General features: G+C 33.7%; 9 protein-coding genes. 2 read left to right on the forward strand and 7 right to left on the reverse strand.

The window, feature by feature from the left end; genetic code table 11:
* The first annotated feature begins 1 nt into the window (after position 1).
* Positions 2–4,213, forward strand: a complete 4,212-nt coding sequence (locus J0383_RS19700; protein WP_239023109.1) for a DUF6443 domain-containing protein — start codon at positions 2–4, stop codon at positions 4,211–4,213.
* Positions 4,214–4,741: 528 nt separating this feature from the next.
* Positions 4,742–5,418, forward strand: a protein-coding gene (locus tag J0383_RS19705) for an IS1 family transposase (protein ID WP_449536195.1) whose coding sequence is annotated in 2 segments (ribosomal slippage) — positions 4,742–4,865 and positions 4,865–5,418 — 678 coding nt in all. Because the reading frame shifts where the segments join, the coding sequence is not laid out codon by codon here.
* A 754-nt stretch (positions 5,419–6,172) separates the two neighbouring features.
* Here J0383_RS19705 and J0383_RS19710 read toward each other — a convergent pair.
* The 7 genes from J0383_RS19710 to mobC form a co-directional block, all read right to left on the reverse strand.
* On the reverse strand, positions 6,173–6,475 hold the full coding sequence (locus J0383_RS19710) for a hypothetical protein (RefSeq protein ID WP_207295663.1): 303 nt from the start codon (positions 6,473–6,475) through the stop codon (positions 6,173–6,175).
* 340 nt (positions 6,476–6,815) lie between these two features.
* The gene (locus J0383_RS19715; protein WP_207295664.1) at positions 6,816–8,519 is read right to left on the reverse strand and encodes a response regulator receiver domain; all 1,704 of its coding nucleotides are present in this window, start codon (positions 8,517–8,519) and stop codon (positions 6,816–6,818) included.
* Positions 8,512–11,472 (reverse strand): ATP-binding protein, encoded by a 2,961-nt coding sequence (locus J0383_RS19720; RefSeq protein WP_207295665.1) that lies wholly within the window; start codon positions 11,470–11,472, stop codon positions 8,512–8,514. Before J0383_RS19720 ends, J0383_RS19715 begins: the two co-directional genes overlap by 8 nt.
* Positions 11,450–12,553 carry a DNA cytosine methyltransferase gene (locus J0383_RS19725; protein ID WP_207295666.1) on the reverse strand — a complete coding sequence of 368 codons (1,104 nt, stop codon included), beginning with the start codon at positions 12,551–12,553 and terminating at the stop codon, positions 11,450–11,452. The genes J0383_RS19720 and J0383_RS19725 overlap by 23 nt, the downstream gene beginning before the upstream one ends.
* A gap of 241 nt (positions 12,554–12,794) precedes the next feature.
* On the reverse strand, positions 12,795–15,626 hold the full coding sequence (locus J0383_RS19730) for a PIN domain-containing protein (protein WP_207295667.1): 2,832 nt from the start codon (positions 15,624–15,626) through the stop codon (positions 12,795–12,797).
* Between the two features lie 91 nt (positions 15,627–15,717).
* Complete coding sequence (locus J0383_RS19735; protein WP_207295668.1) at positions 15,718–18,246, reverse strand: UvrD-helicase domain-containing protein; 2,529 nt, start codon at positions 18,244–18,246, stop codon at positions 15,718–15,720.
* Positions 18,247–18,905: 659 nt separating this feature from the next.
* Positions 18,906–20,894 carry a conjugal transfer protein MobC gene (gene mobC / locus J0383_RS19740; RefSeq protein ID WP_207295669.1) on the reverse strand — a complete coding sequence of 663 codons (1,989 nt, stop codon included), beginning with the start codon at positions 20,892–20,894 and terminating at the stop codon, positions 18,906–18,908.
* Positions 20,895–20,907 lie beyond the last annotated feature (13 nt).

The raw sequence follows: 20,907 nt of genomic DNA on the forward strand, positions 1-20,907 counted from the left end.
AATGAAAAACAGATTATTATATATTATATTTCTCCAGCTGTCTGCTTTTTGGGGTTATGCACAGCAGATAGATTCTCTTAAAACCCAGCCCATCCAAACTCCCGCGGCGGCGGCAGTCGACCCGGGTGGTGAAGATCCGACAGGATATCAATGGAACCGTGATTTTGATAAAGATGGTTACGGAGATCCTGCCGTTTATGTTTTCAGCCAGACCAAACCAAATGGATATGTTTCCAATCAGCAGGATTTAGATGATACAAATCCTAATATTACATACATTCCGCCGCAGTATTTTTATAGAGATGCAGATGGCGATACGTATGGAAATCCAGGCGTAAGTGTTTATTATAGTGTTAAACCGGCGGGTTATGTTACCAATAATTCAGATTATGATGATACGACAGCCAATATAACTAATATTGCACCTCAGACTTTTTATAAGGATAACGATAATGATACCTTTGGAAATTCGGCAGGAGGAACGGTTTTCTATAGTGTAAAACCAGCAGGATATGCCAATAATAATTTGGATTGTAATGATGCTGATGCTGCATTAAATCCTAATACAAAATGGTACTTAGACAATGATCTGGATACTCTTGGCGACCCGCTTACATTTGTAACGCAATGTTTAAAACCAACAGGTAACTATGTAAGGAATAATACAGATAACTGTCCTTTGGTCTTTGGTACAAGTACAGATTGTGCAAGTTTAGCAGCTCCATCTCAGGATCAAAATTATGTTATTACTAAAACTTACAAACAGCCTTCCCAGACGGTTTATACTACTCTGGATGCTAACAAAGCCAAAGTAGATATTACTTATTTTGATGGATTAGGAAGGCCTGTTCAAAAAAATGCAAGCCAGCAGTCGAATACCGGAAAAGACATTATTACTCCTATTGAGTACGATATTTATGGAAGACAGATAAAAGAATACCTGCCGTATAAGTCAGAAGGTTATAATATGGCTTTTGAAACTGCGGCGGTTAATAATTTAACGTCATATTATGGTACTCCAAATTCTACGAAAAATGGAAACCCGGCTTTAGAAGCGACAAATTACCCGTATAGTGAAAAATCGTTAGAAAATTCTCCTTTAAGTAGAGCAGTAAAACAGGCTGCTCCCGGAAATGATTGGAGATTGGGTTTAGGTCACGAAATAAAAATGGATTATTTGACTAATGCGGCTAGTGATGTAAAAAGTTTTAATGCCATTACAACCTGGAATAGTACATTAGGATTGTATGATATATCTTTAGGAAATGCAGCAGCAAATGTTTTTTATGATGCCAGCCAGCTTACAAAAACAGTTACTTATGATGAGAATACTACTGCAGCTCCAACAGAATTAAACGGAGCAGCTGTAGAGTTTAAAAATAAATTAGGGCAGGTTATCCTAAAAAGGACATATGGAAAAGTAGGAACAGGAATAACTAATGAAAAACATGACACTTATTATGTGTATGACCAGTACGGAAACCTTACCTATGTAATTCCTCCAAAAGCTGACGCTGCACTTACTACAACAATCCTAAACGATTTATGCTATCAGTACAAATATGATTATCGTAACCGACTTGTTGAGAAAAAACTGCCGGGAAAGCAGTGGGAGTTTATCGTTTATGATAAACTAGACAGAGCAGTAGCTGCTGGACCTGCAAATTCACCATTTAGCGATTTAACCTCTACAGGATGGGCAGTAACTAAATACGATGCCTTCAATCGTGCAATTCTTACAGCATGGATGCCGGGTACAGTTACAACTGCCGATAGAAAAACGTGGCAGGATGCCCAGAATGCAGTTACGGCAAATCCTAGTGAAACTAAAATTGCTGCGGCAACAAATACGGCTGTAAATGGCGTGGCTTTTCGTTACAGTAATACTGTATGGCCAACATCTGGATATCATGTACTAACGGTTAATTATTATGACGATTATAATTTTCCTAATGCGCCAACAATTCCAGCCTCTGTGGAATCACAGCCGGTATATTACAATACAACTGTAAAACCAAAAGGACTTGCTACAGGTTCCTGGGTACGTGTTTTAGAAACCAGTACTTTGTATAAAAATGAGTCCTCATACATATTATATGACGCAAAGACGAGACCTATTCGTAACTATCTTCAAAACCATTTAGGAGGATATACCTATACAGATAGTAATCTTGATCCTTTTTCAGGAGAACTGCAGTACAGCATCACCAGACATAAACGATTAAGCACTGATGCAGAACTGACCACTAAAGATGTTTTCACCTACTCTGCCCAGGACCGTTTACTTACTCAGACCCATCAGATAAATGGAGGCACTGTTGAATTAATTGCGGCTAATACTTATGATGAATTAGGGCAGCTGGTTTCTAAAAAAGTAGGAAACACAGCCGCAGCACCAGCCCAGAAAGTGGATTACACCTATAACATCCGCGGATGGCTGGCAGCCGTAAACGATATAAACGCGCTTTCTAAAACCGGAGACCCGAAAGATTTATTTGCTTTTAAGATCAATTACAATACTACGGCTACAGCAGGAGTTAGTGCTTTATATAATGGAAATATTTCAGAAACGTATTGGACAAGCAGCAACTCTGAAACCATAATAAGAGGTTACGGATATGCATATGATAATTTAAATCGTTTAAGAACCGGTATTTTTAAACAGAATGGAACTATCAATAATTACTACGACGAAACCCTGACTTACGACAAAAACGGAAACATTATGACTCTGGTACGTAATGGAGATGCGGCATCTATCAAACAAATTGATAATTTAGTTTACAGCTACGGTTCTGGTAATAGTTTAAACCAGCTTACAAAAGTAGCCGATAACGCGACAACTTACAAAGCAGGCGGTTTTGTAGACAGTGCAGCCAATACCATAGATGATTACAGCTACGATGCTAACGGCAATGTAACCAAAGATAATAACAAGAATATCACAGCCATTGCCTACAATCATTTAAACCTGCCAGCCAAAATTACTTTTGCCACAACAGGAAACATTGTATATCTTTACAATGCAGCAGGGCAGAAAGTGCAGAAAATTGTAACGGTTACTTCGCCGGCAAGTATTACAACCACTGATTATCTGGGAGGTTACCAGTATGATAATAGTTCATTGAAATTTTTCCCAACTGCTGAGGGTTACGTTGAACCTGTTTCTGGGGCCTATAAATATATTTACCAGTACAAAGATCATCTCGGCAATGTGCGTTTAAGCTATGACAAAACACTTGCAATTAAAGAAGAAAGTAATTTCTATCCTTTCGGGCTGAAACAGGAAGGATATAATACGGTTAAAACCGGTGTTGAGAATAAGTATAAGTACAACGGAAAAGAACTCCAAGACGAGTTGGGACTTAACATGTATGACTATGGAGCACGTAATTACGATCCATCATTAGGACGATGGATGAATATAGACCCTTTAGGAGAGAAGTACTTTAAATCTAGTCCATACGTATATGTAGCAAATTCACCTATTGTGGCATTTGACCCAGATGGTCAAAAGATTCTATTTGTTAATGGTCATTATAATGGTTTGGTAGGTTGGTTAATTGGTTCTAGCTCTGGTGGTGAAAGCTACTGGGATAAAGGCTTTGCAAAAGCGGCTCAGAATTTCTTCGGAGATTATTCAAAAGTTACTGATGCCAACTATATCAATGGTTCTTCAATGTTTGGAGGTGATTCCAGCGGATCAGATAGAGAACAAGATGGATATGACTATGCAGAAAAAAATTATAGTACACTTGTTGAAGGCTTGGGTAAAGACGAAGCATTTGAGCTGGTTACTCACAGCGAAGGTGGTGCTTACGGAGCAGGAATAGCGAGATATCTTATGTTAAGAGGACATACGGTAAAAACAATTGTTCATCTTTCTACAGATGAAGCTGATGAATTTGATACACCCTTCGGGCCTGATACTTATCAGTTGAGTTACAGTGGAGATTGGGTCACAGGAAATAAAGAAATTGATAACGTTAGTGTTTTTGCTATAGTTGACAAATTTAAATCAAAATCAGATAAATTTCAATATGCACACGGTTCAACCAAAAGTTCTTCAGTTTTCAAAGAATTAAAAGCATTGCTAAAAGCCATAAAAGACCATAAAGGTATTTCTGGATTTAGAGCTTACGAAACTAAAAATGGTGTTAAATTTGAAGTGATTCGAAACTATACGGAAGAAGAGGAACAAGAAGAAAAATAAAACATATGAAAAATACCTTTTTTAAAATATCGCACGCAATTATTCTAATTTTTGGAATAATATCATTGTATTTTACTACACATTTTTGGATTGGTAGTAAAGAACAATACAATCAATTAAAAAACGAATCGTTTTTATTATTATTTCTTAATAGATTTATGCTAAATACGATAGTTGTGTGTTTCTTTTTAGTTATTTTATTTTTATTTAGTAAAGTATTGGGCAGAAATATGCGTATAGGATTGTCTCTCAAGAGAATTATGAAACTTGAAAGTATTATATTATTTTCTACATCAATAATTTTTATTTTATTTAAAATTCTATTTGAAGATAATTAAATTTCTATGAAGTAACTCGATAGTGTATAAGATTGGTACTGTATCTAATTGGGATAATGTACCAAATGTGTTGGTGTTTAATTATTGTTCTAACATTTACAGAAAATCAGATATTTATAGTAATATAGCATAAAAATCAAGACAGCCTTCGGGCTGTTTTTTTATTTTATAATTACTTAAATCGTAAAAAATGGAGTCAAACCAGATTACGTGTTACAGATGTGTTGATGCTATTCGAAAGATGATAAAATATGGAAAGACAAAGTCTGGTAATCAAAGATATATTTGCAGAGCATGCGGGAAAACTAGAGTTGAAATTATGCATATCTGTCTTATAAAGCAGATATAAATCAGCATATTATCCAATTAACTAAAGAAGGATTGGGAATAAGAAGCACGGCAAGAATATTGAAAATATCAACGACAATGTTGTTAAAGAGAATCGTTTTTATCACCCGAAATATTACTAAACCAGTTATCAGCAGAGGCAAGACTTATGAAGTCGATGAGCTGTGCACTTATATAAGATACAAGAAAAATTATATCTGGCTGGTTTATGCATTGGAAAAGAATTCTAAAACAGTTGTGAGTTTTAATGTTGGAAAACGAACCAATAAAACGCTTAACCGTGTTCTGGAAACTTTAAAATTATCAGAAACTAAAAAGATATTTACAGACAGATTAAAAAACTACAAGTATTTGATTAATGAGAAAATGCATTCTGTAAAGCGTTTTGGAACTAATCATATTGAAAGAAAGAATCTGACACTCAGAACACATCTTAAAAGATTAAATCGACGCACAATCTGCTTCAGTAAAAATTTAGTAATATTTACTGCTGTTTTGAAGATTTACTTTTGGATTTGAGATTTAATGCGCGATAATTAATTTCGTTTTTTAAATTTTACTTTTGACGGAGAAGGAAGTTAACACTTATTTATATGATTAGATACTACTAAAGTCAGTTATATATTTTTAAAAACAAGAGTTTCTAATAATATTTCGTATACAGATTCGAACCTAAAGCTGTCAAGCCTTGATTTTGCTGGTTTTTCATTTTTTGAAATGGCGATGTGCACCGATTCTGCCACAAAACTTAAAGCGTCTATTTTCAAGATAGATCTTATTTTTGGCAACTTTGTAAGGGATGAAGAGGTTCCGCTTTGAATTTTTAAAAAAGCTACTAAATACTAGGCTTAAATTATTAAGTAAGAATAGGAACAAAAAAAAAGTGTACATCAAAAATTGATGCATTTATGAGTAATAAATACAGTCGTATATATATTATAAACACGCAGGAATTCTAAAATCTATTTTCGTATTTCCTGCGTACAATCTAATTGTAAGATATGCTTATTTGGAGCATTTTGAAAGGTTCATTTTTACATTTCGAATAACTATTGACGAAATAGAGTTGTCGTCAGATTAATTAAATAAATGCTTTTATTGTGATATTTGGAGAGAATTTTTTAGAACAGTTAAGGTGTGAATACGCATGCAAAGCCTAATAAATAAAAGAGAACTTTTATCTATTCTAGCACTACGCTCCCTGTTTGCATATTCATGTATTCGTGACTTTCGGCAAGGAGAGATTAACTTCGTTTGATGATGAGTAGTTACCTTATTGATCTTTGGTTTCCTTTTGTAATGATGGCAATGGTATAATTTTGTCTATACCAGATTCTAGCAACATCTCTTCCATCATAACTTCATAAATATCGATGTCTTCCTTTTCACAGACATCAAAACATTGAGTCATAAGTTCATTTCTGAGGGCTGCATCATCGTTGCTGTACGAGGGCTTGCCGGTAGAGATGTTTATGTAATCATTGAAGTCATCATCTGGGTGAAAACTCAATCCTTCCGCTGTGAGCTGTTTTGCATACTGCTTGACATCTTCTATTGTAAGAATTTTTTCTATCACGATATTTGTATTTTAGTTTGTATAAATTTAAAAAGTAAGTCTGAAAAATCGGGCTTTATTAAATTGGAATCTTTAGCAAAATTAATGAAAAATCTAATTCGCAGATGAGATTCTGGAATTGATTTTTCCAGAATATTTTTTTATAGGTTGTCTTCATTTGTAAACGAGTAATAGGGGCTAAGCTGATAGTAAGGTGATCCAGCAGTTAGCCTTCCGGTCTATTTTTTTAGTCATGTGCCGTAGAATTACTTGTTTTAATTTACAACAAATTAAAAAGGCTTTACACAGGAATCTCTGTATAAAGCTGTATTTTTTGTGTGGCTGAGAGTGGGATTTTAAATTATTGAATTTTAGCAAAATCTACTCCAACTCTTGATGGATGCCCAAAGGCATGATTAGCTATTCTCTGTGTATAATCATCTCTTAATGTTGATACATACTCTATTTCAAAATAATTTAGATCGTGATTTCTTCCTTGGTTAGTAATTTTATTAGTTATATCCCAAATTCTTAATTTACTATCTAGGATTTTATTATCTTCAACATTATACACTTTAGGCTTAATAAAGAAAGGTTTATAAAGAAATTTTTTATATGCTTCATTTTCAATTTTAAGTAGCTCTAATTCTTTTCTGTCTTTAAAATCTTCATCAGATTCCTCTTTGTTTTGTTTGATTTTTGGCTTTTTTATAATTTCTTTATCTCCCCATAAGACAACTTTACCATTTGGTAAGAAACTTAAGAAAGCAGTATCACCTAAACGTAAAGCAGTTTCAAGATCATCAAACTCTTCACCCTTTGCAAAATAAAAATTAGAATCTATTTTATTTGGGTAGAGACAATCACATAAAGCAGTTATGCATAAATAATAATCTTTGCCACTACCTTTAAAAATATCACCAAAGTTTAAATTTGGAACATCACTAGGATGTAAGCTTTTAACTTTTACAGAATTATAAAATACATTAAGATTAAATAATGCTTCATGTGTTGGTTCCTTATTAGCTAATTCGTTTGTTCTAGAATCTAAAAAATCAGTTTTTAAAAGTGATAGTTTTGCGGTTCGAAGTTTTAAAGTTGCTTGTTCTAATAAGAGCTTTTTTATTATTGTACCAAATGCTTTATCATCCTTTAAATGATTTCGGAATTGAAATAGTGCTTCGGTAGATGATTTTAGAATAGAATTATCAATAAAACTTTCATTATCATTAAAAACAGATTGCATTTCTAATCCTAACAACTGAAAGAAACTTCCTTCGTTTTTAATGACTATTTCAGATATTCTTTTTACTAATTTTCCATAATCTGCATCATCTGTAAAATCCTTTTTCAAGGTTAGTACAAAAGTATTATTTATCATAAAGGAATTCTCGCCTGTATTTAAAACTTCATATTTATCAGATTGGTTATCAGTGATAAAAAACTTGTCTACTTCTAAAGAGATATAAATTAATCGTACTAAATATAATATCGATTTGTCTTTAAGTTCATCAATAGGAAACGTTTCACTATTAATTTCATTTTCTTCCGAAAAATTTAAAATTTCTTCTTCATTTTTATTAATTATATTTTGCAAATCTTGCGATTCAAAATGTGAATAAGCGTCTTTTATAGATTCAAATTGTTCTCTAGATAGACCTGAAAAGTATGTGTCTAAAAATAAAGGTACATCTGCAAAATTTTGTGAATTTGAATATACGCAGCAAAAATTAATATTAGGCGAACTAACTGCCTTATGCAAAAGGTTTAATGAATACTCTAGACCCGATACACCATCCAATTCCCAATCCAATAAAATTAAATCTTTCCCTTTAAATAGATATTCGATAGTTTTAGGTTCATCAATATTAGACTTTACAAATCTGTGTACAGTCAAGTTTTTCCCGTTTGTCTTAAAGGTATTATATAAATCTTTAGAAAGTTTCTCTTCTGCAAAGGCCTCCAGATCTGATGTTTCAGAATAAAATTCCTTCGCTTTTTCATCAATAAATACAGCATTATTAATTGATGCATCTAAAATTTCAAATGCTTTTTCACTATACATTATTACTAGATAATTGGTTAATAACGAAGCAAGCTCCGTTTAATGAATTTAGTTTTTTGTTGTTAGTTGCGTAAATATCGAGCCCAGCTTCATTTAAACTTTGTTTAGATAAATAAAGGCCAATTCCTCTACCATTTGGGCGTTGTGTATAAAACAAGTCAAATATTTTATCTAGTCGATAGTCTGGTATTTTCTCACCTGAATTAGCTATGATGATTTCATTTGAATCAATTAAATAATCTAACTTAATAATCCTTTCTTCTTTATTACGCATCCAATAAACAGCATTATTTATGATGTTAATAAAAATTGTGTGAATTACAGGCTCTTTTATCTTAATTATATGATTTTTAAATGAGTCAGAAACTTCAAACTTAATATTGTATTCTTCTATTTGATTTTCAAAAAACTCTAATAAATATTTAAAAACAACATTGCAAGAAATATCTTTTGTTACTGCACCAGAAATTCTGTACAAAGGAGATAGTAATGCGTATTTATCTTCTAATTGCTTAAAGTTCTTTTCTAAATAATTAAACTCTTTTATACAACTTACTATCTCGTTGTTATTTAACACATTGATCTGGTTGTTTATCTTAGCATAAAGTTGATTAAATTCATGATCAATAATTTCAACTGCTATTCCCAATTGAGCTGTATCACGAGTTTGTTCCCATTGATACTTCATTTGATCATATTGAGCTTTGTACGCACCTTGAACTTGTTCTTCATCAATATCGAATGATAAACGGTTGATATGTTCTACCAAAGGAAATAAAGTTCCTTGTGCTTGGTTTAACAATGAAGAATACAAATCTTGAATTTTATCTGTGTGTAATGAGACTTGATCTTTTGAAATAATATTATTAACTATTTCGTCTTTATTTTCTGATAAATTTTTTATGAGATTACGAGAACGTTCCTTATACTCCTTAAGTAAACTATCAGCTTTTGATTCTAAAGTCTGTCTATTGGCATTTAGTTCTTTTTCTAAAGATGATATGTAGGAATTATATTTTTTCGTAAAATCAATTTTTAAATCTCTAATCTCTAATTTATCTTGAGCTTTCCGATTAAGTAATTCTCTCTTAGGAGCAACAACCTCAAAATAATTATTTAGGCGATTTTCAAATTTATACAGTCTTTCTTTTTGAGTTTCTGTTGGTTTATATCTCTTCGGAACTTTTGGTAATATTCCCTTAAATTCAATATCTAATATTTGAAGTTCGTCAAGAATTGATTCAATCTCTGAATAGGTTACATTCAGATTATCTAATTTAGCATCAAGTTCATTTAATAAATTTTCGTACTTAGATTGATGCTCTTCCAATTTCTTTGGATACTCATTAAGTGATTTTGTAAAAGCAATTTTTTCTTTACGATCTCTTTCTTTATCAGCTTTAAGAGCTTCATGCTCATCATTTAATTGCTTCTTTTTATTCAAAAATAATGACTCTTTTGCTTCGGTAGCAAAGTAATCTTGAGCTAAAGTGACAAAAAAGCTAATTGCATCATTTGTGAAAGCACGATATTGTGCATTATTAATCAATCCTTCTCTACTGGATTTATCCTTTAAAAATTCGTTACGGTCTCTCGTTATATCTAAATAGCCATACATCCTTCTGTATGAAAAATAATACGTACCAGCTCTCCTAGAACGTCTCTCTTCAAATCTTAAAAAGTCAGCTGTTTCTCTACCGTAAGGTAGAACTCTAAATTCATCTCTAAAGATATAAAGCCCTCCAAATTCTTCCACTTTATCTTTTATTGATTTGAATTGACTTTCAGTTAGAGATGAAGATTTTTCTTCTCCTTGAGAGTATCCTAATTCAATTGGAATTTCTCCATAAAAACTTCTTTTATCTTTTTTGCGAGAGCTTGTATATACATAATCTATAACTTCATCATAGATCCTAATTTTACCATTGAATGACCCATACCCATCAAATATTCCTTTAATGTATACATCTGCTAAATCAAAATCATCTTTAGTAAAGAAATTACCCCTAGAATTCAATAAATCAAAAGTCTCATCTTTTATATTTATTAAAAAAGAGTTTTTCACTTTAGATTCTTCTCCTTTAAAGGGGTTAGTAAATCCAGTTAAACTTGATATTACAAATTTTCTATCTTCAAGACCATCTATATCTTTTTCAGATAAATCAAGAATCTGATCTATAGGGTTATATGTTAAAAAGAGCGTACCTGTTTTATATTTAGCCTTTTCGAAATGGTCGATGAAATTCTTAATTAGAATTTTATTTAAATCACACTGTAATACTGACTCAATAATTTCATCTTTTAATATCAGTTGTTGATTATCCCATTTTGAAACAAAGGCCTTATCGGAACTAGTTATATCATCTAATTCACCATTTGAATTAATGTAGTAATTTTTATATTTTTCATCAGTAAAATTTTTAAGAAACTCGCGTTTTAAAAAAATTAAATCATCCCCTAAATTTTCTAAATTTTCTACTGTTTTAGTCGGTATTACTATATCACTAATAAATAGATTGAAATTTTCAAGAAGTCTCCAATCGAAAAAAACTAATTCATAATTATAACCTATTTTTTTGCTAATCATAAACATAGGATTACCAACATAGGCAATCGAAAGACGACCAATACCTTTTTCCCCAGCTTTGATGCGTGGTTGTTTCCAAAGAGTATCTTCAGACTCGATATCTAATTCTGCTCTAGACTTAGAATCTGTGCCCAACACTAACCATTTATCTAAAATATCAGAATTTGACATGCCTTTTCCATCATCAGAGATTATAAAATAATCATTTTCTAATCCTTGATATCCCTTTTTAAATAATTCTGCTTTTAGATTATCTGCGTAAGCATCATAACCATTTTTCCATAACTCAGTTATGGCTGTCGGTAAATCTGCTATTTGACCTTTACCTAATAAATCAACAGCTCTAGCCTTGGTTCTGAATTGCATCTTTATGATTTTGGATTATAGCTTTTCCTAAAGCTGTTGCATATTTTGGAGGTACAGCATTACCAATCATTCTTGCTAAATTGGCTATACTTGTACCTTTAAATTTGTATGTTTTAGGGAATGACTGTAAAACAGCCCCTTCTCTAATTGATAATGCTCTATCTTCCTCTGGATGAACAAAACGACCATTGGATACGCTGAAAAATTTTGTTGTAATTGTTGGTGATGGTCTATTCCACCATAATCTTCCAAATGTGTCTTTGAAAGCATTATCCTTACCTTCAAAGCACTTCAATTGTAATTCTGGATCATTAGCAAATCCCAACCTATTTCCTCCGTCTTTTTCTACCTTTTTTAATCGTCGTTTATTTATATCACTTATACTAGGTACTGAATGCAAAAAATCTGAATTATCTTTATGACCATCCGAAATTTCTGGAAATCCATTTTCAGGCCCTAAAACATCTTTTACAACTGCCTTTTTTCCATCCAGCTTAAGCGGTTTAATCTCGTTTTCTGATAATCTTGTTGCAATTAAGGTAAATCGTTTACGACTTTGTGGTACACCAAAATCATTTACATTATGGATTTTAAAATGAGGATTATTATATCCATTGCATTTTAGCCATTCTATAAATTCATTTAATCCACTTTCATCTTTTCTTCTCAATACTCCTGGGACGTTTTCAACGACAACATATCCAGGTCTAAGATATTTCACAAACCTTGAGAACTCAATTAATAAATTTTTTGATTTAGAAGATTTAGTTCTGTCTGTATTGATGATACTCCAAAACTGGCAAGGACTACAACCAATAAGCACTAAATCATCATCACTTTTGTTTAACGATAACTTTTTTTGTAAATCTTCTTCTTTCAGTTCAAAAACATCTGCGTGAATGAATTTAGCATCTTTAATATTTGCTTCGTACGTATCTTGACAATTCTTATCAAAGTCAATACCAGCAAGAATTTTTATTCCCGAATCTTGCATACCAAAACTCATTCCTCCACCAGAACAAAAAAAATCAATTGCTTTTAGGTTATGTGTATTTAATTGTATGTTACTATCTTTTATCATGATTTAGTTTAATTTGATTTACATCATTTAAGACTATAATAATCATATTTTTAAATGTATCAAATTGCCTGTTTATGTTGAGCGCAAAAATATACAAAAAAATAATAGATTTTACGGGGGTTAATAGGATATTTCATTGCATTTTTTTTCATTGTATGTTTTATTGGATAAGTATATGACTCGTTGTTTTTGGCTGAAATTATCAAGTATAATTTGCTTAGTTTACTATTTAATGTAAATACTAATCCTTATTCCAAGTTTTACGGACGAAAATATTTAAATAATCGTGCTCAAGATTGGAATCGAAGTTCGTCTTAAGTAAATCTTCAAGTTTAGCCTTTACTTTATTACTTCCTGCTATTTTTCTGTAGTAAAACTTGGTTGTATATTCACCTATCCAAGAAGGATTAAAGGTATCATAATCAAATTTGTCAATATCAATTAGCCAGTTATAATAGTCCCCTAAATTTTTAATTTCAAGAAATTTTTCGTTATTTAGATCAATATCTAGTTTAAAACACATGTTCAGTAAATTTCCCACTTCTGTAAAACGAGTGTCCGCTTCTCCGGACATGGCTGCCCTGAAGGAAATCTGGGAATTTTTAGGAATTGCATCTTCTATAGCGAGATTTAGTAAATCATCAGTTAATTCAACTATATCAAAGATGACCGCCAGGTGCAGTAGTTGGAATTCAAAGTTAAGTTGTAATGACTCTTTTATCTTTTTAGTAATTATACCTTTATAATCAACGCTGTCTAATATTGAATATAGGTGTACAGCGATAATAGAAGAATGATATTCCCTACATTTTGTACATTCTTCAAAAGATATATTTATGATCTGTGAAAATTCGCCTTCAGAGAATTTAATTTTTTTCTTGTGCAGATTAATGCAATCGGCAATGGACTCAATGAAATTATAGTTGTGATATTTTGGATTTAGAAGACAATTCTTTAAGAATATTTCCAGAAGCCTTATGTCAATGTCTTTTCCACACCTGTACAGATATATGTTTACAAATTTTATATTTGTTTCGCGAAGGACTTCTTCATCCTTAAGAAAGGAGAATAATTTTTTAGCAAATGAATTGATATAGTCGAAGTCAAACTCAGAGATAGAAACTAAAGTCAGAATGTTATTGAAAATGCTGCTGTAGTGATTCCAAAAGGCGGTATTGGCTTTTTCGCCTATTTCTATGAAAGTTTCCTTTAAGTCTATGTTTTTATTGAAGAAGTTATCAATTAACTCAATGAATGAGTCATCATTATAAAAAGATGACTGACTGTATTTAATTTTCTTGATTTTATAGCGTCGGAAAAATTTATTAATCTGATCTGGCTCTCCATAAATGAGCATAAGTTTAATGGTCCAATCGTCAAATTGTTTTAGTCTGCTGGTGTTGTTAATCTTTTCATTAATTGCGTGGGAAGCAAATAATCCTTCAAGAAAGACATGGAAAATTTCCTTGTATTCATTAAACCTGTCATAAATAATACCGTTATCGCGTATAAATGAGTTAAAAATTGCAAATTCAGATAAGAGCTCGCCAATATAATTATTTGAGGAATAACCTCCATTTAATTGACTGTAATAGGTATCAACTATTTTAGAGGTTAAAGTCTGAATCTTATTTTTGGATTGAGTGTAAAAGGCAGTACTGTTTAGAAAATTAAGAATCTTACTGTTTTCTTTAGTTTCATAAAATCCGACTAAATAGGGCAGATTGATTTCTTTAAGTTCCTTGACAAGATCATGTTTCGCATTTTCTCCGTAATAAGAATTTCTAATAAAGATTGACAACTTATGTAAATTAAATTGCAGCAGAAAAGATCTCGTATTATATTTAGCAGCCTCGGACTTTTTTAAGGCAATACTGTAAAGTTCTACAGATTTTAAATAATTACCGATTTTGTACTGAAGAAAAGCTAACGTTAAGATGTCATCTAAGTCATTTGGATCATATTGTTCAATTGTGGTGAAACAATTTACGAAAAGAAACTTTTCGAAACTGCATTTTGGACAGCTACATGCTTTTTTTTCATTATAATCAATTCGGATTCCTTCCCTAGTCTGCAGATTACTGACTTTAAAAATTTCGTTCTGTGTAAGTCCGGTTAGTACTTTTTTTAATTTTGTCTCGTAATCAATTACTTTTTCAAAAAAAGTATTATCTATAATTTCAATTTCTCCGTTATCAGCTATATTAAAAGATTTCATAAAATCAAATATTGCCAAGTTTTCGGTATACAAAGTGAACACGTTATAACTAGAATAGGAATATTTACTGTTTTTAAACGGGTAGTGATTAACAAAAATCTCAATGGGGACAAACATAATTTCTTTATGAACAGCTGTAAGATAGTCGTAAAGCTGGTCTAGAATAGCTTTGGTTCGGTCTATAAATATAACGTCATTTGCAGGCTGCTCATTTTCTGTTTCCGATGACAACACCATAGGCAGGTCCTTTTTCAATTGATTAATTGCTCTTCCAATATCTGAATAGTATTCTATCTTGGCAGTTGGGTAGTGCTCAATAATATCCGAATGAATCTCTATTTCCAAATTTGACGGATTGCCAAAATCACCTTTGTTGGCTGAGATAAAAATAAATCCTTCTTCTGATCCTTCAAAATGCTTTAATGCAGAATATATTATATAAGCGTCTTTAGTGCTTTCTATTTTGTTATGAAAAGGCGCCTTACGATCTATCGTTCTGTCACTGATGTAAGCTTTAGTTTCATTGTCTACAGTTACCATTATCGCTTCGCTGATTAGTTTGTCGATAGAAGATATCTGATTTTCTACATTTTCAATTTTTGGTTTTAAATGGGGAAGGGAAATATTCTCTTTTTTACTTACCTCAATGACGTGCTTGTACTTGGTAGCCGCAGAATCAGAAAACTTCTTTCTCTGTAGTTCCTTATGCTTACTCCACTCGTCGATTATTACTTTGTTACAAATAATATTGATGTAATTATTATCTTTCCAAAACTCCAGATGAGGCAAAAGTTTGTTATCATATTCATCAAGTAAGTCTACCCAGCTGCATGTGTCAATTAAAATATTCTTCATTGGATTTCGGGTTTAAATAATTTTTTATTTAATAGAGGTTTCAATATGTATCAGAATCAATTAAAAAAAGTTTAAATTCCACTCTGGCAAATTACTGAAGATTTATGGTAGAGCTGCATTTTGGATAGTTTGTACATCCTAGAAATTCGCCAAATTTTCCGTTTCTTTTTACCATAAATCCACTCTCACATTGTGGGCATAGAAGATCATCATCAAGTATCTCCAGATTCTTATACGTTTGATTGCACTGTGGGAAATGTGAACACCCCAAGAATTGGGAACGGGTCGCAGCGTTTGTCCGAATCATCAGTTTTCCGGTTTGGCAATAGGGACAGTTTGTGGTATTGATTTTGCCATCATGGGAGGTCAGCAGATAATTATGTTCCTTTAACAGCTCCTCTCCAAATACTGAAGCTTCAGAAGGAATAAGTAGGATCGCTTCGTTTTTTGTCCGTGTCAGCGCGACATAAAAAAGTCTTCTTTCCTCGGCAAACTGGTACTCTTCCTGGTCGCTGAGAAGCAACGATACAATGGGATCATCGGTCATTTTATTGGGGAAGCCTAATAGGTTGTTTCTCAGGTTAACGATAATGACATTATCGGCTTCCATACCTTTGGATTTATGAACGGTCATGAACTGGATGTCTATGTATTCAAAACCTGTAACTTGCAGCTTTCCGCTGGCTTCAAAGTATTTTATCCTACTATGTGGGGTCAGCCTTATAAGATCGTCTATATCAAAACTGTGCCTGCCCAGTACCAGGATGGATTTGTTTCCATACCTATCGACTAAGTATTGCAGTTCTTTTATGAAAGTATCCTGAACCTTCTCGGGTGTGAAGTGAACAAATTTAACCGGATCGTTCAGATTTTCTTTTTTGGATTTGGGTTTTTTGGTAATTTGTTTTGGATTCTTCTGTACAAATTTTGAGGTGATATCTATTACAGACTGAGAATTTCTGTACGTCTGCTCGATAAGCAGCTGTTCATTTTTGCCCACATGCCTGCTGAAATTACTAAATAAGGAAATATCACTTCCTGCAAATCGATAAATGGACTGCCAGTCATCCCCAACACAGATAAGTCGTGCACCTGAGAGGTCCCTTATCTGGCTAATGAGGTTAAATCTGGAATAGGAAATATCCTGATACTCGTCTATGATAATGTATTTATAACTGTAAGCTGGTTTTTTGGTTATAACAGTATCAGCCGCTTTATTGATCATATCATTAAAATCAATCTCATTGCTGTTTTGCAAAGTCCTGTCGTATTTCTCAAGAATGGGGAGTATGAATTCTAGGAATGTAAGCTGACGCTCGTATATAAAATTGTTCTGAGTTTTGCTTCTTTCTGAAAATAACTCTGTAAGCGAGTTTGAATCAAGACGTCTTGATTTGCTGAGATTGATAAAGCTTTCAATCAACTTTACAATTTCCTTACCGAAATTTTTACCGTCCTGTGATACAATTTCATAAATTTCACTGGTATCGCGGGGTTTCAATATAACGTTGTTCTCCAATAGAATCTGTTCAAGTTTTTCGAGTAAAACATGATCACGGTTGTAATATGAGTATGTCTCAAGAAGGGTTGTTTTGTGGGTTTTGTGCCTTTCCCTTTTAAGCTTCATCTCCTCAACGTATTTCTGTTCAAAAAATGGCGTCAGCCAACCGGCCTGATTATTTTCATCCACTCCGAAATGCTCCAGATAAAGGTCATACTCACTCAGGTAGAAGTCAGGGCAGTAGAGAATTTCCCCGTGGGGATATGCCTTTTCATATTGATATTCGATCCCGTTTAGATAGAGAAAATTAGCAATGATGAGCTCTTCCACACTTTTCACCCTTTCGCCCTGCATGGAATTGAGATTTGCTTTTTCCACTTTATTTAAGGGCTCGCACTGCGCTTTCAGTGTCTGGAAATCGATACCTTTTTCTGTGTCGATCTTCTCTCCCAGCGAATTGGAAGAGTCCAGTTTATCTGGAATGTTCATATAGCAGGCTACATACTGGACATATGCTTGCATGGCTTGTGGCTGGTCAAAGATATCCTCCTGCAGATATTCTTTGATTACCCTTCCCAGCGTATTTTCATTTGTAAGTGCTGGTTTCTGGGTAAAGTGTTCTTTGATGATATCGTAACCGAGTTTGTGGAAGGTTACAGCCTCAAGGCCTGGTACGATTTTCAGCAGTCTCTCATTTAATTCTGCAACAGTTTTTTTTGTAAAAGAGAGTAATAGGATATCATTCGGAGAAATGTTTTTCTGCTCGGTCAGGTACTGCACTTTGCCCAAAATTGTCAAAGTTTTGCCCGAACCTGCACCAGCTATTATCAGATTAGAGTATTCGTCGGTTATAACAGCGGTTCTTTGTTGTTCGTCGAGTTTTTTCCCTTCTATATTGTCGAAATATTGAAGCAGTTGTTCTTTCTTTGTTTTTACATAATTCTGGTTATATCTGACAGTAAAAGAGTCAAACTCGCTGTAGAGTTCATTAAACTCCTTTACGAGATTTTCTTTTTTATAAAAAGCAGTTCTATTTTTAAAGAATTTCCCGACTGCTGAATATTCTGCTTTGATTCGATCGCGCTCTACCCAGGTCAGGTAATCATCCAAGTTTTTCATATGACTAAGAAATTCTCCAGCCAGTTTAAGATTACTTAAATAATCGGAATGCTGATATTTTTTCTTATTTAAGAAATGGTTCCAGATTAACGATGTGAGCAAAAGTATAATTAAGCTGATACTAATAGTGGAAATCATACTCGCAGCTTGCTTTTTTACCTTAAATAGGTATGTTTTACATTCAATTTTTCTTTAGCGATTTCGGTTTTGTACATGCCGAATTTTTACTGCCAAGATAAAAAAATCCTACAAAAAATAAAATTTATAATAAGGGAAAATCAGCAGTTTATTCATTATATAAAATAACTGTGTCTCATAGCAAATTTTGCAGTCGCGGATACAATGGTTCCGTTTTGAATTATTAAGAACCTATTAAATAAGGGGTTTTATATGTTATTTAAGAGCATGCGGAGAAAAAAGTGTACCTCGAAATTTTAACGAATTTCTTTGTATAAAGATAGGTTAAGTAGGACTTAAAAAGCAAATATCGACCTTAAAATTCCTGAAATTTGGAAATTCAAATTGATATTTTTCTTTTAATTGAGTTTTTGAAACTTCCTTAAAAGAACTCTTAATTGGTACTTTTTAAGTAATTATAATTGTATTGACTTCATTCTCTCGTAAGGGTTTGATTTCTTGCTTTATCAAGAATCTTAAGGTCACTTTTCTTTTTTGAGAAGCAGTGCGGAAAGCAACGGATTTTTAATTATCCTTTCCATTTCACTGTGGATTATTTCCTGAATCTCAATTTTAATCTGCAGATAATTTTTCTGGACGATGACATTATCAATTGTCCGAATGACTGGAATCTCCTTATAATTATCCGTCTCTTTTTTTATTTTTTCATGGTCGTTGATGATCTCGCAGTGAAAGGTTTTAAGCTCAATGCGGCAGTCAGGGTTATCGGCTGTCATGCCAACAAATTCCCCTGAACTCAACGTAGAAATCTTGGATGGCGGCACTGCGGATTCCAGCTGTCGAGAACGACTGATGGAGGTGTCGCTGCTGTTTATAGAGAGGCTTTCGCGGTCCTGCATTATTTTTCCGAAACGCTCTGAGAGCTGTTTTGCAGTATCACCGTTTACCTGTCCGCTGATGATATTTCCGACTATATTAATGATCACATCAGCCTGCTCGCGGCCGTAGTCTTTGCGAAGCTGGCTGAAGTCCTGGATCCCCAGACAGGTGCTCACTTTGTTGCTTCTTGCCGTTGCAATCAGACTGTCAATATTATTGAGATAGATAGTGGGGAACTCGTCAAAAATGAGACTGCTTTTAAGCTTTCCCTTCTGGTTTACCTGTTTGATAAGACGGCTGACAAAAAGGGAAAGGACTGCCCCGTATGTCTGTATTTTCTGCGGATTGTTCCCCATTGAAACAATTTTTGTATCAGATGGATTATTAATGTCAAGGGTAAAATCACTGCCCGAGAGCACGTAGTAAAGCTGGGGAGAAGAGAGTTTCGCCAGCGAGATTTTAGCCGACGCGATCTGACCCTCCAGCTGGTCGACTGCCTCATTTAGGAATGCGCTGACAAAGGGATTGATAAGCACTTCGATCTCTTTTTCAGTTCTCAAAAGCGTGAAAAGGCTTTCGTAATCTGCCTGAATCATTTCAATGACATGGGGCAGGGTGCAGAACTCGCCATCGTTGTATTTCCGCAGGTACCAGATGACGGCCGTCAGGAAATTTATAGGGGATTCCACAAAGAAATCGCCCTGTTTTTTAATCCACTCCCGGTTGAGTCCCATAAGGATTGTACGGGCAGATTCAGCAGCATCGGTAATGTCTGTCATTGCTGCAGGATCAAGAGGATTACAACGATGGGTTCTGGAGAGGTCGTCAAAATTTATGATATAAAATTTGGGTTCCACGGTATAAAGATGACGGAATTTCAGCCAGGCATTGTAGGCGATAACGGTTAGGTCGTCGAACTTGAAATCATAGATGAACATAGAAAAGCCCTTGGCAATATGCTGGGTAATTATATGGCGGATTACAAAGTATGATTTTCCCGAACCTGGCGTACCTGGAACCAGAATGCCTCGGAAGGGATTTATAATGTTAATCCAGCTGCTGCGCACTTTGTCCTTGAGGTGATAACGAGCGGGAAGGTTAACGGAATATTCGTTTTCGATAAGCCTTTCCTCCTGAGGAAAAGTTTCGTTTTCCTTATTAAAAATATCTGCCGAACTAAGCTTTCTGCGGATTATGCGGGAGAGCAGGGTGCCTCCGGAAAGTGTCGTCAGATAGCCCAAAGAACACAGTGAGATATATAGTACGGAGTACACCTCAGGATCCAAAAAGATTAGAACAGCCAGATAGGATCCAAAGTAGAGCAGAAGGCCCATTGATATATAATTAAAAGCAGTTCTAAAACGGAGTTTTTCATCTTTTCTTCCTCTGGCACCCATAAGGGAAATAACCAAGAGTCCAAGTGCAAAAAGCTTTGATTTATGAAAGCTGTCCATAAGCCCCGTACGATAAATATTCTCCATTATCCTGCAGGCAAAATCCGGAGCGAGATTCCAATGCCTGAAGGAATTAAAGCAGTAATAATAAAAATGGATGAGCAGTACTGCGATGCTCATTAGTCTAGTCATATCTAAAATTTTTCTTAGCGCTTGTTCATTTTCTCCTGTCTGCATGCTGATGATTTTT

The organism is Flavobacterium endoglycinae (assembly GCF_017352115.1).
GTDB lineage: Bacteria > Bacteroidota > Bacteroidia > Flavobacteriales > Flavobacteriaceae > Flavobacterium > Flavobacterium endoglycinae.